Source organism: Sporichthyaceae bacterium, assembly GCA_036269075.1.
In the GTDB taxonomy this organism is placed as follows: Bacteria; Actinomycetota; Actinomycetes; order Sporichthyales; family Sporichthyaceae; genus DASQPJ01.
Genome location: DATASX010000036.1, coordinates 14,136 through 36,728, shown reverse-complemented (window position 1 = coordinate 36,728; position 22,593 = coordinate 14,136). Strand labels below are relative to the sequence as shown.

The window sequence follows — 22,593 nt, the reverse complement described above, 5'->3', positions numbered from 1 at the left end:
TCATGCCGTCGCCGAGGAACGAGGCGGCGGCATGAGTTCGAACCCCGACCGCAGCGGCCTTTCCGCGAGCGAATTGGCCCTGCAACTGCGCGAGTTCCTCGCCGAGCACCACCCCGGCCGCACCCCGCGGAGCACATCCCCTTTGGCGGCCGCGGAACGGCTGGTGTTCCAGAAGGCCTGGCAGGCAACCCTGGCCGAGCACGGTTGGGCTGCGCCGGGTTGGCCACGACGCTGGGGCGGGATGGGACTGCCGCTGCGGCTGCAGGCCGTGCACCACCGGGAGTTGGCCGTGGCTCGCACGCCGGTAGCGCCGTCGCGGATCGGTGGCATCGTCGGCCCGGCGCTGCTCGGGTACGGCACGGCGCCGCAACTCGAGCGGTTCATGGGTCCGTTGATCCGCGCCGACGAACTGTGGTGCCAAGGCTTCTCCGAGCCGGACGCCGGATCCGACCTCGCGTCGTTGCGTACCCGCGCGGTCCCGGACGGCTCGGACTACCGGCTGACCGGGCGCAAGGTGTGGACCTCGGGCGCGCACTTCGCGGACTGGATGCTCTGCTTGGCGCGCACCGGGCCGGCCGGGTCGGGCGCGGCGGGTATCACCGCGCTGGTGGTGGACATGCATGCCCCTGGCGTGACCGCGCGGCCGCTGCGCGACATGACCGGGGGGGCGCATTTCGCCGAGGTGGAACTCGACGACGTCGTCGTCCCTGCCACCGACCGGATCGGGGCGGAGAACACCGGCTGGGCCGTGGCCCGGGCCACGCTCGGTCACGAGCGGTCCACCTCGCTGGCCTCGTCCGGCATGCGGTATCGACGGGTGACCGGCGACCTGCTGGAACTGGCCCGGCGCCGGGGCCGCACCGTGGACGCCTACGACCGCGACGCCCTGGCCCGCGCCGTCACCGGTGCCCGGTTGCTCGAGTGGAGCGGGCAGCGTGTGCTCGCCCGAGTTCTCGAGGGCGGCGAGCCGGGACCGCTGGCCTCGGTGATCCGCCTGCAGCACGCACTTTTCGAGCAGGGCCTGCACGAACTCGCCACGGATCTGCTCGGCGCGCAGGGCGCACTGGCGCCCGCCGACGAGCACCTCACCGCGGGCGGGAAGCACGACGGGGCCTGGCTGCGCGGGTTCCTGCGGACCCGGGCCAGCACGATCGGCGCAGGTACCGCCGAGATCCAACGAAACACGATCGCCGACAGGGTGTTGGGACTTGCGGAGGTGTGGCGATGAGCGCCGTGTCAGAGGTGGACGAACGCAGCCCGATGTTCGTGTTCACCGACGAGCAGGACGCACTGCGGGCCACCGTGCGACGGTTCCTCGCCGAACGGTCGCCGGAGACCGAGGTGCGCCGGTTGATGGAGACCGAGACCGGTTACGACCCAGCGGTCTGGAACCTGATGGCAGGTCAGATCGGGCTGCAGGGCCTGGCGCTGCCGGAAAAGTTCGGCGGGTCCGGGTTCGGGTTCGTCGACCTGCAGATCGTGCTGGAGGAGATGGGCCGTGCACTGCTGTGCGCGCCGTTCCTGTCCAGCGTGGTCCTGGCCGCGAACGCAGTGCTGCGCTCCGGCGACGAGGCCGCCTGCGCGCAGTACCTGCCCGGCATCGCGGCGGGCAGCACCGTCGCGGCGCTGGCCGTCACCGAGGCGGCGGGCAGTTGGCGGGCCGCCGACCTCACCATGGGGGCGACGGCGGCCGACGGCGGTTACGTACTGAGCGGGGAGAAGTTGTTCGTGCCCGACGGGCACGTCGCCGACCTGTTGTTCGTGGTCGCGCGCACCGCGGTCGGACCGTCGCTGTTCGCCGTGGATCCGGCGACCGCCGGCGTGCTCCGGGAACCGTTGGCCACGTTGGACGCCACCCGCAAGCAGTCCCGGCTGGTCTTCGACGGCGCCCGGGCGCGGCTCATCGGCGAGGAAGGGGGCGCGGCGCAACCGCTGTCCGACACTCTCGACCTGGCCGCCGCGGGGCTGGCCGCGGAGCAGGCCGGCGGTGCCCGTCGGGTGCTGGAGATGGCCGTCGAGTACGCCAAGGTGCGGGAGCAGTTCGGTCGCCCGATCGGCAGTTTCCAGGCCATCAAGCACAAGTGCGCCGACATGCTGCTCGCTGTGGAGTCCGCGACTTCCGCGGCGTACGCGGTCGGCTGGGCGGTCGACGAAGGCAGCGACGAGGTCGGCGTGCTGGCCAGCCTGGCCAAGGCGTTCTGCTCGGAGGCCTACACGCACTGCACGGCCGAGAACATCCAGATCCACGGCGGGATCGGGTTCACCTGGGAACATCCCGCCCACCTGTACTTCAAACGCGCGAAGAGCACGGAGATCCTGTTCGGCAATCCACGGCACCACCGAGCGCTGCTGGCCGACCGGCTCGGGATCTGACCGTGGACTCGGCCACCGCCCGAGCGCTGCTGCGGGGCGTGACCTGCTGGATCGGCGGCGCGCTCGTCGAGGGCACCGGGCAGACCCGGACCTACGTGCACCCGGGCGACGGCAGCCTCACCGGCGAGTTCCGACTCGCCGGCACAGACCAGGTTGGGCACGCCCTCGCCGCCGCGCGCAAGGCCCAGCCGGACTGGGCGGCCGACGCCGCCGCCCGCCGCGACGCACTGTTCGGCGTTGCCCTGACCATCCGTCAGAACTCTGACGAACTCGCCGCCCTCACCACTCTCGAGATGGGCGCGCCGCTGCGCGCCACGAAGGCCGGGGTGCTGGCGGCCGCGGAGTGGTTCGCGCACTACGCGGGCTGGGCGGACAAGCTCGGCGGGGCGGTCACCCCGGTGGGCGGTGGCGTTCTCGACTACACCGTCCCGTCCGCGCACGGAGTGGTCGGCGCAATCATCCCGTGGAACGGGCCGGTCATCGCCGCGGCGCTCAAGGTCGCGCCCGCGCTGGCCGCGGGCAACGCCGTGCTGTTGAAATCGTCCGAGCTCGCGCCGTTCGCCGCGGTGCACCTGGCCCGACTGCTCGACCTGCCCGACGGCGTGCTCGGCGTGCTCGGCGGCGGCGGCGACGTGGGTGCCGCGCTCGTCGACGCGGTCGACATGGTGAGCTTCACCGGCGGGGAAAGCGCCGGCCGCGCGGTGTCCATCGCCGCCGCGGCGCGGTTCATACCGTGTGTGCTGGAACTCGGCGGGAAGTCCGCCGCTGTGGTCTTCGACGACGCCGACCCCGCCCGGGTCGGCAAGCTCGGGGTCCTCCTCGGGGCCGTGCAGAACAGCGGCCAGGGCTGTTTTCTGCCGACCCGATTGCTCGTGCAGCGCGGCATTTACGACGCCGTGCTCGCCGCCGCGGTGGCCATGGCGGAGTCGGTCCGCCTCGGCGACCCGTTCGACCGGGCCACCGGGATGGGCCCGGTGGTCGACGTCGCCGCGGCGGACCGCATCCTCGGCGTCATTTCCGACGCAGTCGCCGACAAGCACGGCCGCCTCGTTGCGGGAGGCGAGCGCGGGCCGGGGCCGGCCTATGTGCAGCCCACAGTCTTCGCCGATGTCGACCCGGCCAGTTCCCTTGCACAGCAGGAGGTTTTCGGCCCGGTACTGGCCATCACACCGTTCGACACCGAGGACGAGGTGGTCGAGATCGCCAACAGCACGCGGTACGGCCTGGCCGGGTACGTGTGGACCAACGACGTCGCCCGCGCGCACCGGGTGGCCGGTCGGCTGGAGGCCGGGTACGTCTCGGTGAACGGGTTGGCCGGGCTGCCGCCGGCCGCGCCGTTCGGTGGCTGGAAGGCCAGTGGACGCGGGGTCGAGGGTGGTCGCGAAGGCCTGCGCGAGTTCCTCCGCGTCAAGAACATCCATGTGGGGTTGGCATGACGCCCGAGGAGTTCGAGACCAGCGCGGTTGAATTCCTCACCGCGCACGTCACTCGGCGCGGTCCCGTCTCTACCGAATGGGGCCACGGTGAGGAAGGCCTCGCGCTGTTCCACGAGACCACCGACGCGCAGGAACGGGCCGAGGCGGACGCCGCGCTGGCGTGGCAGCGCGAACGATGGGCAGCCGGTTTCGGCTGGATCACCGGCCCCGTCGAGCAGGGCGGGGCGGGTCTGCCCGCCTCGTACGACCGGCTCTACAGCACGCTCGAGGCGCAGTTCGAGATCCCGGACATGAACCCGTTGCGGATCGGCCTGGGAACGTTGAGCCATGCGCTGCTGAGCAACGGCAGCGCGGAGCAACTCGCGGCGCACGCCGTGCCCATGCACCGCGGGGAGACCGTTGGCTGCCAGCTGTTCTCCGAGCCCGACGCCGGCTCCGACCTGGCCGGCGTGCGCACCCGCGCCGTCCGCGACGGGACCACCTGGCGCGTCGACGGGCAGAAGGTGTGGACGTCCAACGGCACCTTCGCCGACCTCGGCCTGGCTCTGGTGCGCACCGACCTGGAGGCACCGAAACACCGTGGACTGACCATGTTCCTGGTGCCGATGACCACGCCCGGCGTGGAGGTCCGTCCGCTGCGGCAGCTCACCGGCGGCGCCAGTTTCTGCGAGACGTTCCTGACCGACGTCGTCCTCGACGACGCATTGCGACTCGGCGACGAGGGCGCCGGCTGGGCCGTAGCCACCGCCGCGCTGGCCGGGGAGCGCCGTGCCGTCGGCGACCGGTCGCACGAGGCCAATGCCCGCGCGATGGCATTGCTGCGCACGCTCGCCCAACGCACCGGGCAGGCGACCGACCCGGCCGTGCGCGACTGCTGGGCCGATCTGCACACGCGGCTCGCGGTCGCCCGGTTCCAGCAGCAGCGGATGCAGGCGTTGCCTGAGCAATCGCTGTCCGGCGCCGAGCGGGCCATGGACAAGGTGCTGCTGGCAAGCAATCAGAAACGGATCGGCGACCTGGCCGCGCAGTTGCTCGGCCCGGCCTTCGTTGCCGACACCGGTGCCTGGGGCACGTTCAACTGGAACCGTTGGCTGATGGGCAGCATGGGTTACCGGATCGCGGGCGGCACCGAGGAGATCTTGAAGACCATGCTCGCCGAGCGGGTGCTGGGCCTGCCCCGGGATCCGAAGGAGAGCAAACGGTGAGCGACTACGACACGGTCCTGTTCGATCTCGCCGACGGCGTCGCGACGATCACGCTGAACCGGCCCGAGGTCATGAACGCGTTCAACCAGCCGATGCTGGACGAGTTCGCCGACATCTGGAAGCGCTGTCGCGTCGACGACGAGGTCCGGGTCGTCGTGCTGCGCGCGGCAGGCGGGCGTGCCTTCTCCACCGGCGTCGACCGCAAGGCCGGGAGGACCCGGCATCCGAACCCGTGGAGTGCCGACGACCCGGGCTTCTTCCTCGGCGCCAAGCAGAACCGGGTCTGGAAACCGTTGATCTGTGCGGTGAACGGGATGTGCGCGGGCGGTGCCTTCTACTGGATCAACGAGGCCGACGTGGTGATCTGCTCGGCCGACGCGACGTTCTTCGACCCGCACACCACCTACGGAATGCTGTCCGCGCTGGAGCCCGCCGGCCTGGCCCGCCGCATCCCGCTGGGGGAGGCCATGCGCATCGCGCTGTTCGGCCTCGACGAACGCATGGGCGCGGCACGCGCGTACTCCATCGGCCTGGTCAGCGAGGTCGTCGCGGGCGGCGAGGCCGAACTGTGGAACCGCGCGCAGGTGCTCGCTCAGCGACTGGCGGACAAGCCGCCGCTGGCGATCCAGGGCACCGTGAAGGCGGTGTGGGACTCCCTCTCGATGTCGCCGCAGGCGGCCCGTGAGGTGCTGTTGGTCTATCCACAGCTCTCGAATCCCTTGTCCCAGACCGAGTTCAAGCCAGGCAAGGGCCCGGAACCGGAGATCAGATGACTGGACGGCTGACGGGCAAGGTCGCGTTCATCACGGGCGCGGCCCGCGGTCAGGGGCGCAGCCACGCGGTGACCTTGGCCAACGAGGGCGCGGACATCATTGCGGTCGACCTGTGCGCCGATGTCGACACCGCGCCCTACCCGATGGCCACCCCCGCCGACCTGGTCGAGACCGTGCGCCAGGTGGAGGCGACCGGCCGGCGCGTCATCGCCGAACAGGCCGACGTGCGCGACCTGCCGGGACTGCAGAAGGTGCTCGAGGTCGCCGTCGGCGAACTCGGCCGACTCGACGTCGTGATCGCCAACGCGGGCATCGCGCAGTACGCGCCCGCCGTGGATCTGACGGCTGATCAGTGGACCACGATGATCGACATCAACCTCACCGGGGTCTTCTTCACGGTGAAGGCGGCGCTGCCGCATCTGCTGGCAGGCGCCGGATCCGACCAGCAGCGCGGCGGGTCGATCGTATTGACCAGTTCCGCCGCCGGCTTACGAGGCATCGCCAACTGCGTGCACTACTGCGCAGCCAAGCACGGCCTGGTCGGGATGATGAAGGGCCTCGCGCTGGAACTGGGCCCGCACCGGATCCGGGTCAACACCGTGCACCCGACGACGGTCAACAGCGAGATGGTCCACAACGAGTCGACCTACGAGCTTTTCCTGCCCGGCCGGGGCGCCAAGCCCGGCGACGACCAGTCGGTGCAACAGTTCGCGCGCATCGCACAGCGCCTCAACGTGTTGCCCGAGCCCTGGGCCGAACCCGCGGACGTCAGCGCCGCGATCGCGTTCCTGTGCTCGGACGAGGCCCGGTTGGTCACCGGTGTCAGCCTCCCGGTGGACGCCGGTATGGCCGTGCGCTGGTGAGTGGGCGACAAATCGACTATACATAGAGCGATTTATTTCGCCGAGGGAGCGCGCATGACGACGACGGACATCTCCGCCCCGCTCGAGGCGAAGGCCCCGGAGCAGGAGGCCTTCGGTCGGCTCACCGCCGCGGGCATCGAGCGGTTCCGGGAGAAGATCGGCCTGGACTGGCCCTACGACCGGTGGACCAGCTGGAACGAGCAGGCCAGCCGCGACGGGATCCGCCACTACGCGCACGGTTTCGGCGACGACAACCCGCTGTGGACCGACCCGGACCACGCGGCCGGCAGTCGCTGGGGCTCGGTGATCGCCCCGCCGGGATTCCTGGAGGGCGCGGGCCTCACCCCGGAGATCCAGGAACGGCCGGGCGACCGGAAGCGCGGCCGGGGTGCGTTGTCCGGCGTCCACATGTTCTGGGCCGGCGACGCCATTCGCTTCTTCCGTCAGGTGCACGAGGGCGACCGGCTCTGGGTGCGCCGGTTCTACGTGTCGATCGAGGAGAAGGAGTCGCGGTTCGGCGGCCGGTCGGCGTACTCGGTGCGCCGCCGCGTCTACTGGAACGACGCCGGTGAGCTGATCGCGATCTGGGACGCCAACTTCGTGCACACCGAGCGGCACACCGCGGCCGAACGGAACAAGACCGAGACCGAGCCGCCGACGCAGCACATCTACAGTGACGACGAACTCGCGGTCGTGGACGCGCACTACGCGGCCGAGACCACCCGTGGTGTCGAGCCTCGTTTCGTCGAGGACGTCGTCGTGGGCGAGGAACTGACGCCCCGTTACCGCGGGCCCATGGTGATCGGCGACATCATCGCCTGGCTGCAGGGCAACGGCCGCCACGAGATCTACCCGTACAAGCTCAACCATCGCAACCGGCAGCGGATGGGCGGCTTCTACGAGCGGAATGCCGACGGGGCCTGGGACTCCGCGATGCGGGTGCACTGGGACGACGAGTTCGCCCGCTCGGTAGGTGCCCGTCGTGCGTACGACTACGGGATGCTGCGCAACGCGTGGATGGCGCACGTGGTCACCGACTGGATGGGCGATGACGCGATCCTGGTCAGTTGTGACGACCGCATGACCGGCTTCAACACCCTGGGCGACCTGACTCGGATCACCGGTTCCATCGACTCGGTGGACACCTCTGGGGGGTGGCCCGAGGTGGCCGTCAGTGTCGCCTGCCACAACCAGTTCGAGGAACGCACCGCGCACGGCACGTTCCGGGTGCGGCTGCCGTCGCGCGTGAGCGGGCTGCCGCAGTTCCCCGCCGCCCCGGCCGACCATGGACTGCTGCCCGGCATGCCGATCCCGACCAGCGGCCCGTGGGCGCGCTGAGCGTCGAGCGGGTCCTCGACCCGGCGACCGGCGAGGTCCTCGGGGAGGTGCCGCACGCCTCGCCCGTAGAGGTTGCGGCTGCGGTCGCGGCGGCTCGCCGGGCTATTGATGGGGGGTGGGGTCGAGAGACGGCGGTCGGCCGCAGTGCCCTGCTGCGTCGCCTGCTCGAGGTGCTGGCCGGCGACGCCGAGCGAATCCTCGACGTGGTTGTCGGCGAGACCGGTTGCCCCGTCACTCTGGCCCGCGGTCAGCAGGTCGGCTTGGCCCTGCAGCACCTCGCGTACTGGGCCGACGCCGCCCGACGACCTGAACTCGACCCGCGGCCGCCGGTGGTCACCACCCGGTCGGACGGCTTGGGCGTGGTCGGCAACTGGGTGGTGCGCCGCGAGCCGTACGGCGTGGTCGCCGCGCTCACCCCGTACAACTTCCCGTTCCTCCAGATCGTGATGAAGCTCGGCCCGGCATTGGCTGCGGGGAACGCTGTGGTGCTCAAGCCCTCGCCGTTCACGCCGTTCTCGGCCTTGCTGATCGCCGAGGCGTGGCAGCGGGCCGACCTGCCGCCCGGGGTGCTCGAGGTGGTCGCCGGCGGCGCGGCCGTCGGCGTCGCGCTCACCACCGACCCCGGCGTCGACCTGATCTCGTTCACCGGCTCCGACGTGGTCGGTGCGTCGATCCTCGCCGCTGCCGCGCCCCGGCTGACCAAGGTGCTGCTGGAACTCGGCGGGAAGTCCCCGTTGATCGTGCGCGCCGACGCGGACCTGGAACTTGCGGCGCGCCTCGGTGCGCACAGCGTCACCACCCATGCCGGGCAGGGCTGCGTACTGACGACCCGTCACCTCGTGCACGAGACCGTCCGCAGCGAGTACCTCGACCGGATCGCCACTCTGCTCAGCAAGGCGGTTGTCGGCGACCCGCGCGACCCGGCGACCACGATGGGTCCGCTGATTCGCGCCGCGGCGCGGGAGCGCGTCGAGGCCTACGTGGCCGGCGCGCTCGACCGCGGTGCCACCGTCGTGCACGGCGCGGCCCGACCTGACCGCCTGCCGGACCGGCTCGCGGGCGGCGCCTACTACCTGCCCACCGTGCTGGCCGACGTCGACAATTCCTGGCCGGTGGCCCGCGAGGAGATCTTCGGTCCGGTCGCCGTGGTGATCGGGATCGCCGACGACGACGAGGCCGTCGCGGTCGCCAACGACTCGCCGTACGGGCTGGCCGCACACGTGGTGGGCCACGACAGTGCCGCTGTGTTCGAACTCGCCACCCGGTTGCGAGCCGGCAGCGTCGACCTCAACGGCGGGCCGGGCTGGACCAACCCGGACGTGCCGTTCGGGGGCAGGAAGCGGTCCGGGCTGGGCGTGGAGAACGGTCCCGAGGGCCTGTCCGAGTACACCGCGCTCAAGACGATCAAGTACCCCGCGCGATGACCGAACGCATCCCCGGCGGCTCGCTGGCCAAGCTGCTCGCGTGGCGCGTGGCGGAGAACCCCGACGCCGGCTTCGTGTTCGTCGAGGACGACGGCCCGTGGACCTACGGGGAGTTGGCCGCGGCGGCCACCCGCATCGCCGGTGAACTGAGCGTCGCACCCGGTGAGCGGGTCATCGTCCGAATCGGCAACGACGAACGCTTCCTGCCCGCACTGTGCGCGGTCTGGCTGCGCGAGGCCGCCGCGGTGCCGATGCATCCGGCCGCGCCGGCGGCCGAGGTCGCGCGCGTGGTCGAGGCGTTGGGCATCAGCGCCGTCATCGCCGATCCCGACGACCCCTGCCGCACCGAGGTCACCGGCCCCGTCACCCCTTTCCCCCGCCTGACGTCAGCGGAAGTGAGGGCTACAGGCCACGGTTTCGTTGACGTTGCGGGGGTGGGCGCGGGGGTTGAGCCGGCGCTGGTGTTGCTCACCTCCGGCAGCACGGGTGCGCCGAAGGGGGTTGTGCTCACCCACGAGGCCGCCTGGTCCAACGTGCGCGCCACCGTGTCGGCGTTCCGCAGCGACACGAGCCCGACCCCGCTGGCGGGCGAGGACAAGCCGCCGAACCTCATCGCCAATCCGCTGTCGCACACCGCCGGTGTCGTCCGCCTCCTCTTCGCCCTCTACGTCGGCCGGCGGGTCGCGCTGCTGCGCAAGTTCGACGGCCGCACCGCCAAACGCCTGCTCGACCGGCACGGCATCGACGCGCTCACGCTGAACCCGACCATGCTGCGGATCCTGCTGGACGCGCTCGAACCCGGCGAGGACCTCGGAGCCGTCCGCTACGTGGGCTCCGGGACCGCGCCGCTGCCACCCGCGCTGCGGGAGGAGTTCGAGGCGCGCTTCAAGGTCCCCGTCCTGCAGGCCTACGGTCAGACCGAGGCCTTCGGCGGCATCGCGGTGGAGAGTGTCAAGGACGTTCTGGCCGGGCGGCGACGCCCCGGCTCGGTGGGTCGGGCGCTGCCGGGCGTCGAACTGCGCATCGTGACCGCCACCGGCGACGAGGCCACGCCCGGCGAGCAGGGTGAGATCCGGGCCCGCACCTCCTCGGCCACCGCCGGTTATGTGGGCGCCGATCCCGGCGAGAGCCCGCTGGACGCCGAGGGTTGGCTGCGCACCGGCGACCTCGGCCACCTCGACGCGGACGGCTACCTGTACATCACCGGCCGGCTGCGCAACACGATCATCTGCGGAGGTTTCAACGTCGTCCCCGAGGAGGTCGAGGCGGCGCTGGAGGCCGACCCGCGGGTGCGGGAGGCCGTCGTGGTGCCGCTGCCCGACGATCGGCTCGGTGAGGTCCCGGTGGCGTTGGTCGAGGCGAGTGCCACCGCGGAGGAGGTGCTGGCCGACGTCGCGGCGCGGCTGGCCCCGTACAAGCGGCCGCGCCGGGTGTTCGTGGTGCCGGAGCTGCCGAAAGTGCCCAACGGCAAGGTCGATCGCCGAGCTGTGCAGGAACTCGCCGTCGCTGCGGCCGGAACACCAGCGTGACTGACGGGCTGTCAGATCTCCAGGTCGAGCACGGTGGCCGTGTCCACGGTGGCGGCCAGCCGACGCTGGATCGACTCCAGGTGCTCGCGCCAGCAGCGGGCGGCGTTGGTCGTGTCGCCCGCCGCGATCAGCACGATCACCTGCTCGTGCGCGTCGAGGAGTTCCCCGGATCGCGACGGCTCCCGGTTGCGGGCGCGCTGGTTCTCGAACCGGGCGCTGTGCGCGTCGATCAGTTGCTGGACCAGCTCCTGGAACAGGGCCAACGCCGGGCTGCCGGCCAGTGCGACCAGAGCGGTGTGGAACCGGCCGCCGACCGCGCAGAGGATCGCTGGGTCGGTCTCGTTGCGGGTCTGCGCGAGCAGGTCGCGCAGGCTGTCCAACTGGTCCTTGCTCGGTGGGCGCACCGCGAGCTCGGCGACCGCGGCCGGTTCCAGCATCAGCCGCGCGGTGTGGACGTCGTTCAGCGTTGTGGCGTGGAACATCAGCACGTTGCCGAGGTAGCGACCGGCGACCTTGGCCGATGGCCGGTTGACTCGAGTGCCGCCGCGGCGCCCGCGCTGCACGGTGACCAGTCGCTCGGTCTCCAGGATCCGCAGCGCCTGCCGCAGCGTCGGGCGCGACACCTCGAGCTCGGCGGTCATCTCGGCCTCGGGCGGCAGCATCTCGCCCTCGGCGCGGGTACCCAGCACAATCTCCCGGCGCAGCTGCGCCGCGACGACCTCGGCCGCCTTGGGTACCGGAAGAGCCGCAGGTTCGGTCACGCGAGTCATCGTACGGGCGGCTGAGCGATGCGCCTGTCCGTACGTGTCCGATACGCCGACTCCGCGACGTTGGAACCGTTGCTGCGCGCGGCCGAGAACCTCGGCTACGACGGGTTCTGGATCACCGAGCCGTGGGGCGTCGACGCGTTCGCCGTGCTCGGCTGGTGCGCCGCCCGGACCCGACGCATCGCGCTCGGCACGCACGTCGCGTCGGTGTTCGCCCGCACCCCGGCCGCGACCGCCGCGGCCGCGGCCACCATGGCGAGCCTCTCCGACGGGCGCTTCCGGCTCGGGCTGGGCACGTCCGGACCGAACGTCGTCGAGGGTTGGCACGGTGTGCCGTTCGAACGACCCGTCGAACGGATCCGGGACACCGTCGCGGTGCTGCGCGCGGTGGTGGCCGGCGAGAGGGTTGCGTACGCCGGCGCCACGGTCACGGTCCCGCTCGGCACGCACCGCGCACTGCGCACGGCGTTGCCCAACAAGGTGCCGCCGGTGCCGGTCTACGTGGGCGCGCTCGGCGACCGTAACCAACGGCTGACCGCTGAGCTGGCCGACGGCTGGGTTCCGACCCCGTACTCACCCGACCACGACGCAGAGCTCGCTGCTGCATTCCGCACGGCGTCGGCCGGTCGCGCCGTCGCGGTCGCGCCCACCTGCCCGGTTGCGGTCGGCCCGGACCTGCCCGCGTTGTGGGATTTGGAACGGGGCTGGTCCGCGTTGTACCTGGGCGGCATGGGCGAGTTCTACGCCGCCGCGGCCCGGGCGATGGGACACGGCGCGATGGTCGACGAAGTGCGGGAGCGGTGGTCGGCCGGCGACCGGCGTGCGGCGAAGGCCGCCGTGGACGCCGGATACGCCGATGCCGTCGGACTGTTCGGCTCCCGCGACCGCATCCGCGAACGGGCGGCCCGCTACGTCGCGGCCGGCGTCGACGAACTCGTGCTCGAGCTGCGCAAGCCGGATCTGCCCGACCAGCTCGACGACCTGCGCGCAGTGCGGGAGGCGTTGTCGTGACCGAAACCCTGCCCCCGGAGGAGTTCACCGAGCTGGCCTACTCCGTGGCCGACGGCGTGGCGACCGTGACGTTGAACCGGCCGGACCGCCGCAACGCCTGGTCCGGGCGGATGGCCGTCGAGTACCGCTGGGCGCTGCACCACGCGGACATCGACTCCGGCGTCCGCGCTGTCGTGCTCACCGGCGCGGGCCGCGACTTCTGCGTCGGTGCGGACAGCGGAGCGCTGGACGCCATCAACTCGGCCAACGGCGCCTACACCCCGGAGAAGCTGCCGCTGCCGCCCTACCCGGACGGTGCGCCGGAGGGGATGCGGCGCAATCACCTCGTCCCGCTGCTGATCTCCACCCCCGTCGTGGCCGCGTTGCACGGGGCCTGCGCCGGTGCCGGCTTCGTGCTGGCCACCTACTGCGACTTCCGGTTCGCCGCCACGGATTGCCGCATCACGACCTCGTTCGCCAAGCTGGGCCTGCCTGCGGAGTACGGGATCGGCTGGCTGTTGCCCCGTCAGATCGGACTGACGAACGCCGCTACGTTGCTCTACACCGCCGAGGTCTGCGATGGGGCGCGGGCCCGCGAGCTCGGTTGGGTGCAACAAGTCGACACCGATGTGCTGCCCATGGCGGCGGAGTTCGCCCGGCGGCTCGCCCGGCACAGTTCGGGGGAGTCGCTGCGCACGATGAAACGGGCGTTGATGATCGACGCCTGGGGCTCGTTCGACGGCGCGTACACCCGCTCGGTCGAGGAGATGAATGCGGCGCTGAAGCACGCGGACATGCGCGAGGGTCTGGCCGCGCTGAGAGAGAAACGGGCCCCGGACTTCCTGCGCGGAGCTTGAGGTGGACCTCGGTCTGGCCGGTGCCGCGGCCTGCGTCGTCGGTGGCACCCGGGGGATGGGGCGAGCCTGCGCGGAACGCCTCGCCGGTGAGGGCGCCCGGGTCGCCGTGCTGGCCCGCGACGGTGCGGCTGCCGCCGAGGTGGCCCGGGAACTCGGTTCGGAATGCCTCGGCCTGGCCGCCGACATCGTCGATTCCGCCGCGGTGGACGCAGCTTTCGTCGCGATCGCCGACGCCTGGGGCGAGTTGAACACGCTGGTCGTGGCCGCCGGACCGCCGACTCAGCGGGTGCGCTGGTACGAGGTCACCGACGCGGACTGGCTCGCCGCCTACGACCTCGGGGCGCTGGGGCCGGTGCGTTGCCTACGGGCCGCGCTTCCCTTGCTGCGCAGGGCGTCCTGGGCCCGAGCGGTCGTCCTGGGCGCCATGTCCACCCGCGCGCCCGGGTCGGAACGTATCGCGTACACCTCGACCAAGGCCGCCCTGGCCATGCTGACCAAGCAGATCTCCATCGACCTGGCACCCGAGCAGATCCTGGTGAACACCGTCTCGCCGGGCGCTGTGTTCACCGACCAATTGCGTGCCAAACGGGATCACGATGCGCCAGGGGTGCCCGACGACCCGGACGCACTGATGGAGTGGATCGCCACCCGGGGTGGCTTCCGCGCGCAGACCGGGCGCATCGGCCTGCCGCACGATGTCGCCGACGTCGTGACGTTCCTGGCCTCGCCCCGGAACAACTACGTGACCGGCGCGAACCTCAACGTCGACGGTGGCAGCGGGTTCCTCTGAATGCAACCCGTGCGGATCCCGCCATCGCGCATGGATTTTTTTTCAGGACGGCTTGATGCCGAGGAAAACGAGATCCTGCAGCGTGCTGGGCAGGTTCCGGATCATGATGGCTCCGCTCAGCCGGCGCGGGATGGTCACCACCCGGGCATCGCGTTGCACGGCGGCGGTGAGTTGCCGGGCCACGTCGGCCGGGGTCAGCACCGGCAGCACCCGGGCCAACCGGCGCGATACCGCGGCGATCCTCGCCGACTGCCGCGCCTGTTCCATCATGTGCGTCCCGGCCACCTCGCCGAACGTGGCCAGCGTGGTGCGCACCCCGGTGCCCTTCAGATCGCGCTGCAGGACGGACGTGTAGTGGTGCAGCGCTGCCTTGCTGGCACCGTAGAGGGCGAGCTCCGGGACCGCGCTCACCGCGGCCAGCGTCGAGATGTTGACCAGATGGCCGCGGCGGCGGGCGAGCATTCCCGGCAACACAGCCCGGCACAGTTCCATCGGCGCCACCGCATTGACGTCCATCAGCAGCCTCGCGTCGCCGAATTCCGCTTGCTGGGCGGGGGAGACCGCGGTCAGAGCGGCGTTGTTGACCAGCACGTCCAGCGGTCCGTGCCCGGCCTCGACCTCGGCGATCAGGCGGCGCAACCGGTCCGGGTCGGACAGGTCGGCGACCACGGCGCGGGCACCGAGTTCGTCGGCGACCGCGGCCAGGCGGTCCTTGTCGCGACCGAGCAAGGTCAACCGCGCGCCCCGCGCGGCGAACTCCCGGGCGATCTCGACCCCGATCCCGTGCGAGGCGCCAGTGATCAGGGCGTGCGTCCCGGACAGCTGCACGGCGCCTCCTGCGGCTTGTGGTGGCCATCACGGCTTACCGCTATATTAGGTAGCGATTTATCGTGCCGGGAAGGGTGTCGACTCGATGAGCCAGGAAGCGGCCCTTGCGAGCTACCAGGAACAGCTCGACGACGAGCTGTGCACCTGGCCGCGCGACTCGGCGCTGTTCACCCGGGCCAACGCCAACGACCAGTGGCCGCGTCCGATCACCCCGCTGACCCAGGAACTCATCGCGCTGCCGCAGGAACGCGGTCTCGGGGTTGCGTTCGCCGACGAACTGGGAGTCGCACCCGACCACGGTGACTGGACCTGGAACGCCGTGTTCTACGGCTGGTTCACCTATACCGTCGAGCCCGCGGCGGCGATGGCCGACAATCTGCCCGGTTACTCGCGAGCCGGAGTCTACGGCGATTACTTCGGCGTGGTCGAGGATCCGGACGCACCGCGGACGGCCCAGGCCAGGAGCGCCGGGCCGCTGAGGTTGGCGCGGATCGGCTTCAACTTCGTCCGCGCATTGCGCACCTACCCCAAACGCTCGCAGGCCTACCGCGCCGAGGCGCACGCGCGGCTACGGCGCGATCTGTCCCTCGACTGGTCGACCGCACCCGCCGCGGAGCTGACCGCTCGACTGCGGGCGCACCACGACGAGGCCGTGCGCTACCGCGTCCCGCACGTGCTGGCCAGCGTGATCTCGGCGCCGTTGTTCAAGCAGGTCAACGAAGCCGCCGCGAAGTTCGCGGGTCCGGACGCCCAGTCCCTGGTGACCTCGGCCGTCACCGGCCTGGGCGGCATCCACATGCGCGAGGCCACCGCCGCGCTCGGCGAGGTCGCCCACGGCCGGATGGACCGCGAGTACTTCCTCGACCAGTACGGCTTCCGCGGGTTCAACGAGTTCGAGCTGTCGGCCAACCCGTGGCGCGACGACCCGGCCACGGTCGACCGGCTCGTCGCCGGCGCGGCGGCGGCTGACCGAGCCGAACAGACCGCGGCGACCCGGGCGCGGGCGCGCGCCGCGCTGCGGCAGGCCGCTGGGCCGCGCTGGCTCGTGTTCGGTCGGCTGCTCGGCCTGGCGGAGACCCACATCCGGTGGCGGGAGAACGGCAAGGTGCCGATGGCACTGGCCACCCACTCGATCCGGTTGGTGGTCCGGGAAGCCGGACGACGGCTGGCGGAAACTGGCCGACTGGCGGCCGCCGCCGACGTGCACTTCCTGCGCCTGTGCGAACTGCTCGGCGAACTCGATGGAACCCCGGTCGAGGACCTGGCCGCCCGGGTCGCCCGCCGACGACGGACCCACGCGTTGGCCGCCGACCTGCCGTTGCCGGAGATGATCGACGCCCGACCCGGGGCGTTGTCGGTGATCACCGCGCAGCGGTGGCGTTCGTTGGGCGTCCTGCCCCCGGCCGCCACGAACACCGCGACCGATCGACTGGTCGGCGCGGCCGGCTCCCCCGGCCGGGTCACCGGCCGGGCCCGGATCGTGTTCGACCCGGACGAGGTGGAACTCGACGACGGGGACGTGATTGTCGCCTGCGGCACCGATCCGGCCTGGGCTGCGCTGTTCTTCCAGGCCGCGGCGGTGGTCGTCGACGTCGGTGGCCCGATGTCGCACTCCGCGATCGTGGCCCGCGAGATCGGGATCCCCTGTGTGGTCAACGTGAAGCACGGAACCACCCTGATCCGGGAGGGCCAGCAGATCACCGTCGACGGCGACAGCGGCGAGGTTCTGCTGACCACCACGGCGGCCTGACGGTCAGTCAGGCAGCCCACTGGCCGGTCCGATCGCGGGCCGTGAGATGTTCAGGAGCATGGTGAACAACGCGCCCGCCGGGTCCGATGTCGTCGTCTGCGAGCCGCTGCGCACGCCCGTCGGGGCCTTCGGTGGTTCGTTGGCGCCGCTGGCGGCCCACGAACTCGCCGCCACCGTGATCCGCGCGCTGGTCGAGCGCACCGGATTGCCCGTCGACCGCATCGACGACGTCGTGCTCGGCAACTGCTACCCGACGATGGACGCCCCGGCGATCGGTCGGGTCGCGGCCCTGGACGCCGGGTTGCCGGTCACGGTCACCGGGTTGCAACTCGACCGGCGGTGCGGATCGGGTCTGCAGGCCGTGCTCTACGCGGCGATGCAGGTCGGCACCGGTGCCTGCGAGATCGTGCTGGCCGGGGGCGCGGAGTCGATGTCGAACGCCGCGTTCTACTCGACGTCGATGCGCTGGGGCGCCAAGGGAGCGGGCGGCGTGATGCTGCACGACGCACTGGCCCGCGGCCGGGTCACCGCCGGCGGGGTCAACCACCCGGTGCCCGGCGGGATGCTGGAGACCGCCGAGAACCTGCGCCGCGAGTACTCCATCGCCCGGGTCGAGCAGGACGAGTTCGCGGTGGAGAGCCACCGTCGGGCCACCGCGGCGCGCGACGGCGGGTTGTTCGCCGAGGAGATCGTCCCGGTCACCGTGCCCGGGCGAAAGGGCTCGGTCCTCGTCGACGCCGACGAGCACATCCGCCCGGACTCGAACCTCGAGGCCCTGGCGAAGCTGAAGCCGGTGCTCGGTCGCAGCGACCCGGAGGCAACCGTCACGGCGGGCAACGCCTCGGGTCAGAACGACGGCGCGGCGATCTGCGTCGTGACCAGTCGGGCGACCGCCGAGGAGCTCGGCCTGCGGCCACTGGTGCGACTGGTGTCCTGGGCGGTGGCCGGTGTTCCCCCGGCAACCATGGGCATCGGGCCGGTTCCGGCGACTGCGAAGGCGCTGTCGGCGGCGGGGTTGAAGCTCGCGGACATCGACCTGATCGAGCTCAACGAGGCCTTCGCCGCCCAGGTGCTGGCCTGCACCCGGGAGTGGGGCTTCACGCGGGAGGACTTCGCGCGGATGAACGTCAACGGCTCGGGCATCTCGATGGGCCACCCGGTCGGGGCCACGGGCGGACGCATCCTGGCCACCCTCTCCCGGGAGATGCAGCGCCGCGGCGCCCGCTACGGGCTCGAGACCATGTGCATCGGCGGCGGCCAGGGACTGGCCGCGATCTTCGAACTGGCCTGACGTGACCCGGGTCACCTGAATTTTTCGCTGATCAACGGTGCGAGACGATCACTGCCTGGGTAGGGCACGGGGCGGAGTGGGCGAAGTTGTGAAGGAGTAGCCCGGCATGACAAGTTCCGGAATCGATCCCGCTGTTAATTTAAGCGCCCCGACGGAAGTTTCGAGCGGCCCTCCCGCATGGTGCTCGGCGCGCAATCCGCTGATCGCCGGGCCGACCTGGTTGGTCGGCTACGCCTTGGGTCGGACGGTTCGGCTGTCGCGAGCCGCGCTGCACCTGTTGCTGCGGGACGGATCCTGGCTGGACCTGTCCGCGCGGCCCGCGTGGACCGAGCTGTCCGATGAACTGTCCCGAGCGGTTGCGGGGCGGACCGGCCCCGCGAACTGGCCGCGAACCGGCTGAGCAATCTGGCAGGCAATCAGGCCGCGGCCCGGATCAGGGCGGCGCCCAACCTCGACAGGTCGTCGGTGCCCGCCAAGTCGCGCAACGCGCGGGTCGAGGAAGGCAGATCGAGGCCACGGGCGGCGTCGCGCACCTTCTCGTCGACGTAGGGACGCAGCCACGGCCAGACCGCCTGCGCCTCGCGCAGGTAGATGTGCGCGCCGGTCGGGCCGATGCCGGGAATCTGCTGCAGCGCCTCGGCGACGCGGTGGGGTTCTTGGCCCGCGTCCTGGGCCAATCGGCGCAGGTCACCTCGGTGGTTGTCCAACAACCACTGCGCGGCCTCGCCGAGTCTGGTCGCGGTGCTCTCGTCGTAACGGCGGTAGTGCCCGCGGGTCAGCGCGTCGACGCGATGCTGCCAGGTCGCGGCGTTCATCCGCCGCGGCGTCCGGTATCCGGCGCCGAGCAACTCACGGGTCCCGGCCACCGCCAGATCGGCGCTGATCGGCTTGCTCAGCAAGGTGACCAGCACCAGCAACTGATACAGCGGCGCGGGCTTGTCGCGCAGCCGGATCCCGACCTGTGCCGCGTAGGTGATGCCGTGCTCCTCGAGCAGTTCGTTCACGCGCTTGCGGTCGGTCGTGCCTGTCATCGCTCACCTTCATTACCGTCTGGTCGCCTGCTCGGCCACCCGGTTTCCGGTCCCCGAACGCCGTGGGGCTCAGGCCCGCCGGGTGTGCTCCGGGGACGTGCCGTATGTGCGTCGGTAGGCGGTGGCGAACCGGTCGGCTCGGGAGAAGCCCCACCGCAGGGCGATGTCGCGCACCGCGTCGGAGGTCTCGGGATCGGCGGCCGCGAGTTCCCGGTGCGCCGCCTCGAGCCGGGTCCGGCGCAGGTAGGCGATGGGGGTTGTCTCCAGGTGCTGGTGGAACGCCGCGCGGATCGCGCGCGGCGAGGTCCCGGCGGAGTGCGCGATGTCGGTCAGGTTGATCGGCAAGGAGATGTTGGCGTCGATGAAGGCTACGGCTCGGCGAACGGCGGCGGGGTGCACGGAGCCCGGACCGGGAACGTATCCGCGGGTCATCGTGGTGTTCGGGAACGTCGTGACGATCGCCGTGAGGATGGTGTCCACGACCTCCCGGTTCACCAGTGGATTGGCCAGCACGCTGTCCGTGGCGCGCAGTTCGTGGTACGCCATTGCCGCCAAGGCCGCGTAGACCTCGGCGCCGCGCGCCGACACAGGGGCCGCTCCGGTGAACTGCAGTGGCATCCCGCCGTCGAGGCCGAACAAGGCCGCGGCGCTGCGCCCCACCTCGGACCACGGCAGTCGGAGAAGCAGCAGGTCGGTGTCGGTCCACTCGGCCGCGACCGACTCGTGCTGCGGGCACAGCACGGTGTCCCCGCGGGTGGCGGAGATCTCGCCCGCATGCGGCATCCGGTGGCGCACCTGGCCGTCCAGGTAGGTGCCGAGGCACAGCTGCACCGGCGGCTCGACCTGGGCGCTGCCAGGTAACCCCGCGACGGCCAACCGGTCGAGCCCCAGGACGCCGGCCTCGGCCGCCTCCACCCGGAGTCGGCCTGGGCCGCTCCCTGCGGTGTGCCGTGTCAGCACCCGTGCGTACTTCTGGTCCACGAGGTCGAGAGCTTCGTCGGCGCTTTCGGCGAAGAACGCGGCGCGTCTGATGAAGACGTCCATGCCGATGGCCTTCCCGAGCACTGGGTGGCGAACCCTCCAGGTGTGAGCCGTGGGCCAGGCCCGGCTCGACGATCTGACATCAGGTCAGAAACGCGGGAATTCATGTCTTCGCCGGCGACGGGTAGACCCCTCACAACGGTTCTGACCGCCGGCAGACGGCAGTCGGAATTTCTGGATCTTTCCCGTAGCGCCCCAGGAGGTTCGTCTTGTCCACCGACGCCATTGTCATGCTCCGTGAGGACCACAAGGAGATCCGTCGGCTGTTCCGCGACGTGCGGGCGCTCGGTCCGGAGGCGACGGCGTCCAAGGCCCGCCTGGCGCAGCAGATCCTCGAGGCGCTCACGGTCCACACCTACATCGAGAACGAGATCATGTACCCGCGGATGCGCAAACTCGTGCCGGACGTCGACGCGGAGATTCTCGAGTCCTATGAGGAGCATCACGTCGCGGATGTTCTCGCTACCGAACTCGCGGCGATGCCCCCTGAGGCGGACCATTTCGACGCCAAGTTGAAGGTGCTCATGGAGAACGTCGAGCACCACATCGAGGAGGAGGAAGGGAACTGGTTCCCCACGGTCCGTGAGGCGCTCGGCCGCAACGTGTTGCAGGAGATCGGCCAGGAGATGCTCGAGGCCCGCGAACGCGCCCCCCGGCACCCGGCCCAACCCGGTGCGCTGAAGAAGGCCGTACACGCCCTGCTGGGCTGAGCCCGCGATTCGTGATCCGGCCCGGTCTGGCCACTGCGGCCGCCGTGCACGACGAACGGGAGCGCTGAGGCGACATGCGAGGACAAGCAGAGGCAGCCACGACCCGCATCGGGACCGAACCGGCCGTGGACGACGGGCTCGAGGTGCTGTGCGCGGATCACCGCCGCCTGCAGGAACTGCTGGCCGAACTCGGTTCGGACTCCGGCAGCCGTTCGGCGAACGTCTACGGGCGTCGGCGCGCTGCCGACGCGCTGGTGGCGGAACTGCGCGCACACCTCGCGGCAGAGGACCGGTGCCTGCACCCGATGCTCGGAGAACTGCGCAGCGACGGACGAGCGTCGATCGAGCGAGAAACCGCGGACCGCGAAAAAATGGCGGACTTCATGGACACACTGCTCGGGGCCGGCCCGATGGAGAACACGTTCGCGCCGGCCGCGGCGCACCTGCTCGGCCACGTCGAGCGGCACATCGCCCGGCAGGAGGAGACGTTGTTCCCGCTGCTGTTCGAGTCCGCCGGTCCGGACCAACTCGCCGCGCTGGGCGAACAATTGCGGCAGGCCAAGGCAGGGACGACGCCGGAATTGGACGGCGAGCCCCCGGGGTAGATCCCGGATGTGAACTGACCCGACGTGGCCTCAGGACAGCTGCGGCTCAGTGCAGTCGGACGCCCCAGCGGGCAACGGTGCGCTCACCCGGCGCCAGGCGGATCAGCCCGTCCCCGGTGGCCAGCGCATTCGGCGGCGCGGTCATCGGCTCGCAGGCCAGCCCGAGTCGCCTACGGTCGGGCCGCAGTGTGTCCCCGGTGAAGATCTGCAGGACCGAGTAGGTGGAATCGGCCCACAGTTCCACGGTGGCGCCGTCGGCCCCGGTCAGTCGGGCCGTGGCCCGGCCTTCGGCGTCGCGGCTCAGATCGCTGAAGGGTGTGTCGATCCGTTGCGGCCCGATCGCTCGGCCGACTCGGAAATCCAACTCGCTGCCGGCGACCGGGTGACAGCCGCCGGGCACCCGGTTCGGGGTGTCGGTGTCGATCCAGGTGCGCGCGTCCAGCGTCAGAGTGGCGGCGTCGACCGGGCCGGTGCCCGGCGAGAGGTACGGGTGCTGCCCGGTCGCGTACGGGCAGTCGGTGGATCCCACGTTGACGGCCGTGGTGGTGACGGCGAGGCCCTCGACGCTCAGGGCGTACTCGATCCGCGCGTCGAGCGCGAACGGGTAGCCCGGCGTCGGGTGCAGTCGGACACCGAGGAGGACGCGGTCCGGATCACGTTCCAGGCAACTCCAGGGCCGCCAGCGCAACAGCCCGTGAATGGCGGCGTGATTTCCCGGGTCCTCGAGGGGGAGTTGGTAGTCCACGCCGTCGAACCGGTACCGGCCGTCGGCGACCCGGTTCGGCCAGGGGATCAGCACGGCCCCATGGCCGCCGTCGCAGATGGCAGCCTCCGGATAGGGATCGAGCACGTCGCGTTGGCCGACCCGGTAGGTCCGGATCCCGGCGCCCACCTCGACGACCGTCGCCCGCTGGTCGACGTACTGGAGCTCGAACTGTTGACCCGACGGCGCGCCGTTCACCTCGCCGGACCCCCCTTCACCAATCGCATCT

The 22,593-nt window shown here is 71.2% G+C and carries 21 protein-coding genes; 16 read left to right on the top strand and 5 right to left on the bottom strand.

Features of this window, described 5'->3' with window-relative positions; all coding sequences use genetic code 11:
* Nucleotides 1-31 precede the first annotated feature (31 nt).
* The 9 genes from VHU88_07135 to VHU88_07095 are packed head-to-tail and all read left to right on the top strand — an operon-like array spanning nucleotide 32 to nucleotide 10,941.
* The gene (locus VHU88_07135) at nucleotides 32-1,228 is read left to right on the top strand and encodes an acyl-CoA dehydrogenase family protein (GenBank protein HEX3611446.1); all 1,197 of its coding nucleotides are present in this window, start codon (nucleotides 32-34) and stop codon (nucleotides 1,226-1,228) included.
* The gene (locus VHU88_07130; GenBank protein HEX3611445.1) at nucleotides 1,225-2,373 is read left to right on the top strand and encodes an acyl-CoA dehydrogenase family protein; all 1,149 of its coding nucleotides are present in this window, start codon (nucleotides 1,225-1,227) and stop codon (nucleotides 2,371-2,373) included. Before VHU88_07135 ends, VHU88_07130 begins: the two co-directional genes overlap by 4 nt.
* Nucleotides 2,374-2,375: 2 nt before the next feature.
* A complete protein-coding gene (locus VHU88_07125; GenBank protein HEX3611444.1) occupies nucleotides 2,376-3,809 on the top strand; it encodes an aldehyde dehydrogenase family protein in 1,434 nt (477 codons plus the stop codon).
* Entirely contained in the window at nucleotides 3,806-5,014 is a 1,209-nt protein-coding gene (locus tag VHU88_07120; protein ID HEX3611443.1) for an acyl-CoA dehydrogenase family protein, read from the top strand. Before VHU88_07125 ends, VHU88_07120 begins: the two co-directional genes overlap by 4 nt.
* On the top strand, nucleotides 5,011-5,787 hold the full coding sequence (locus VHU88_07115; GenBank protein ID HEX3611442.1) for an enoyl-CoA hydratase/isomerase family protein: 777 nt from the start codon (nucleotides 5,011-5,013) through the stop codon (nucleotides 5,785-5,787). The genes VHU88_07120 and VHU88_07115 overlap by 4 nt, the downstream gene beginning before the upstream one ends.
* Complete coding sequence (locus VHU88_07110; protein ID HEX3611441.1) at nucleotides 5,784-6,650, top strand: mycofactocin-coupled SDR family oxidoreductase; 867 nt, start codon at nucleotides 5,784-5,786, stop codon at nucleotides 6,648-6,650. Before VHU88_07115 ends, VHU88_07110 begins: the two co-directional genes overlap by 4 nt.
* A gap of 54 nt (nucleotides 6,651-6,704) precedes the next feature.
* Nucleotides 6,705-7,988: a MaoC family dehydratase N-terminal domain-containing protein gene (locus VHU88_07105; GenBank protein HEX3611440.1), complete on the top strand. Its 1,284-nt coding sequence runs from the start codon at nucleotides 6,705-6,707 to the stop codon at nucleotides 7,986-7,988.
* Entirely contained in the window at nucleotides 7,976-9,412 is a 1,437-nt protein-coding gene (locus VHU88_07100) for an aldehyde dehydrogenase family protein (protein HEX3611439.1), read from the top strand. The genes VHU88_07105 and VHU88_07100 overlap by 13 nt, the downstream gene beginning before the upstream one ends.
* Nucleotides 9,409-10,941, top strand: a complete 1,533-nt coding sequence (locus tag VHU88_07095; protein HEX3611438.1) for a class I adenylate-forming enzyme family protein — start codon at nucleotides 9,409-9,411, stop codon at nucleotides 10,939-10,941. The genes VHU88_07100 and VHU88_07095 overlap by 4 nt, the downstream gene beginning before the upstream one ends.
* An 11-nt stretch (nucleotides 10,942-10,952) precedes the next feature.
* Here VHU88_07095 and VHU88_07090 read toward each other — a convergent pair whose 3' ends face one another.
* Nucleotides 10,953-11,702: an FCD domain-containing protein gene (locus VHU88_07090; protein ID HEX3611437.1), complete on the bottom strand. Its 750-nt coding sequence runs from the start codon at nucleotides 11,700-11,702 to the stop codon at nucleotides 10,953-10,955.
* Between the two features lie 27 nt (nucleotides 11,703-11,729).
* Here VHU88_07090 and VHU88_07085 point away from each other — a divergent pair, with 27 nt between their 5' ends.
* Genes VHU88_07085 through VHU88_07075 form a run of 3 tightly spaced genes read left to right on the top strand, consistent with a single transcriptional unit; the run spans nucleotide 11,730 to nucleotide 14,345 of the window.
* Nucleotides 11,730-12,719: an LLM class flavin-dependent oxidoreductase gene (locus VHU88_07085; protein HEX3611436.1), complete on the top strand. Its 990-nt coding sequence runs from the start codon at nucleotides 11,730-11,732 to the stop codon at nucleotides 12,717-12,719.
* Nucleotides 12,716-13,555, top strand: a complete 840-nt coding sequence (locus VHU88_07080) for an enoyl-CoA hydratase-related protein (GenBank protein ID HEX3611435.1) — start codon at nucleotides 12,716-12,718, stop codon at nucleotides 13,553-13,555. The genes VHU88_07085 and VHU88_07080 overlap by 4 nt, the downstream gene beginning before the upstream one ends.
* Nucleotide 13,556: 1 nt before the next feature.
* Nucleotides 13,557-14,345, top strand: a complete 789-nt coding sequence (locus VHU88_07075) for an SDR family oxidoreductase (GenBank protein ID HEX3611434.1) — start codon at nucleotides 13,557-13,559, stop codon at nucleotides 14,343-14,345.
* A gap of 42 nt (nucleotides 14,346-14,387) precedes the next feature.
* Here VHU88_07075 and VHU88_07070 read toward each other — a convergent pair whose 3' ends face one another.
* The gene (locus VHU88_07070; protein ID HEX3611433.1) at nucleotides 14,388-15,173 is read right to left on the bottom strand and encodes an SDR family NAD(P)-dependent oxidoreductase; all 786 of its coding nucleotides are present in this window, start codon (nucleotides 15,171-15,173) and stop codon (nucleotides 14,388-14,390) included.
* A gap of 85 nt (nucleotides 15,174-15,258) precedes the next feature.
* Here VHU88_07070 and VHU88_07065 point away from each other — a divergent pair, with 85 nt between their 5' ends.
* Nucleotides 15,259-16,923, top strand: coding sequence for a PEP-utilizing enzyme (locus VHU88_07065; protein ID HEX3611432.1), 1,665 nt, complete (start codon nucleotides 15,259-15,261; stop codon nucleotides 16,921-16,923).
* Between the two features lie 61 nt (nucleotides 16,924-16,984).
* Nucleotides 16,985-18,214, top strand: a complete 1,230-nt coding sequence (locus VHU88_07060) for an acetyl-CoA C-acetyltransferase (protein ID HEX3611431.1) — start codon at nucleotides 16,985-16,987, stop codon at nucleotides 18,212-18,214.
* A gap of 416 nt (nucleotides 18,215-18,630) precedes the next feature.
* Here the strand turns inward: VHU88_07060 and VHU88_07055 are convergent, their stop codons facing one another.
* Nucleotides 18,631-19,245, bottom strand: coding sequence for an endonuclease (locus tag VHU88_07055; protein HEX3611430.1), 615 nt, complete (start codon nucleotides 19,243-19,245; stop codon nucleotides 18,631-18,633).
* Nucleotides 19,246-19,314: 69 nt separating this feature from the next.
* Complete coding sequence (locus VHU88_07050) at nucleotides 19,315-20,310, bottom strand: helix-turn-helix transcriptional regulator (protein ID HEX3611429.1); 996 nt, start codon at nucleotides 20,308-20,310, stop codon at nucleotides 19,315-19,317.
* A gap of 185 nt (nucleotides 20,311-20,495) precedes the next feature.
* On the opposite strand from VHU88_07050, the gene VHU88_07045 reads away from it, so the two are divergent.
* Nucleotides 20,496-20,996, top strand: coding sequence for a hemerythrin domain-containing protein (locus tag VHU88_07045; GenBank protein HEX3611428.1), 501 nt, complete (start codon nucleotides 20,496-20,498; stop codon nucleotides 20,994-20,996).
* A gap of 74 nt (nucleotides 20,997-21,070) precedes the next feature.
* Nucleotides 21,071-21,601: a hemerythrin domain-containing protein gene (locus VHU88_07040; protein HEX3611427.1), complete on the top strand. Its 531-nt coding sequence runs from the start codon at nucleotides 21,071-21,073 to the stop codon at nucleotides 21,599-21,601.
* A 46-nt stretch (nucleotides 21,602-21,647) separates the two neighbouring features.
* Here the strand turns inward: VHU88_07040 and VHU88_07035 are convergent, their stop codons facing one another.
* Complete coding sequence (locus tag VHU88_07035; protein HEX3611426.1) at nucleotides 21,648-22,562, bottom strand: aldose 1-epimerase family protein; 915 nt, start codon at nucleotides 22,560-22,562, stop codon at nucleotides 21,648-21,650.
* Nucleotides 22,563-22,593: the final 31 nt, after the last annotated feature.

Bases quoted from the DNA above. Each gene is read 5' to 3' on its own strand.
- VHU88_07135 (HEX3611446.1), top strand. From the start codon at position 32: ATGAGTTCGAACCCCGACCGCAGCGGCCTTTCCGCGAGCGAATTGGCC.
- VHU88_07130 (HEX3611445.1), top strand. From the start codon at position 1,225: ATGAGCGCCGTGTCAGAGGTGGACGAACGCAGCCCGATGTTCGTGTTC.
- VHU88_07120 (HEX3611443.1), top strand. From the start codon at position 3,806: ATGACGCCCGAGGAGTTCGAGACCAGCGCGGTTGAATTCCTCACCGCG.
- VHU88_07110 (HEX3611441.1), top strand. From the start codon at position 5,784: ATGACTGGACGGCTGACGGGCAAGGTCGCGTTCATCACGGGCGCGGCC.
- VHU88_07105 (HEX3611440.1), top strand. From the start codon at position 6,705: ATGACGACGACGGACATCTCCGCCCCGCTCGAGGCGAAGGCCCCGGAG.
- VHU88_07095 (HEX3611438.1), top strand. From the start codon at position 9,409: ATGACCGAACGCATCCCCGGCGGCTCGCTGGCCAAGCTGCTCGCGTGG.
- VHU88_07085 (HEX3611436.1), top strand. From the start codon at position 11,730: ATGCGCCTGTCCGTACGTGTCCGATACGCCGACTCCGCGACGTTGGAA.
- VHU88_07065 (HEX3611432.1), top strand. From the start codon at position 15,259: ATGAGCCAGGAAGCGGCCCTTGCGAGCTACCAGGAACAGCTCGACGAC.
- VHU88_07055 (HEX3611430.1), bottom strand. From the start codon at position 19,245: ATGACAGGCACGACCGACCGCAAGCGCGTGAACGAACTGCTCGAGGAG.
- VHU88_07040 (HEX3611427.1), top strand. From the start codon at position 21,071: ATGCGAGGACAAGCAGAGGCAGCCACGACCCGCATCGGGACCGAACCG.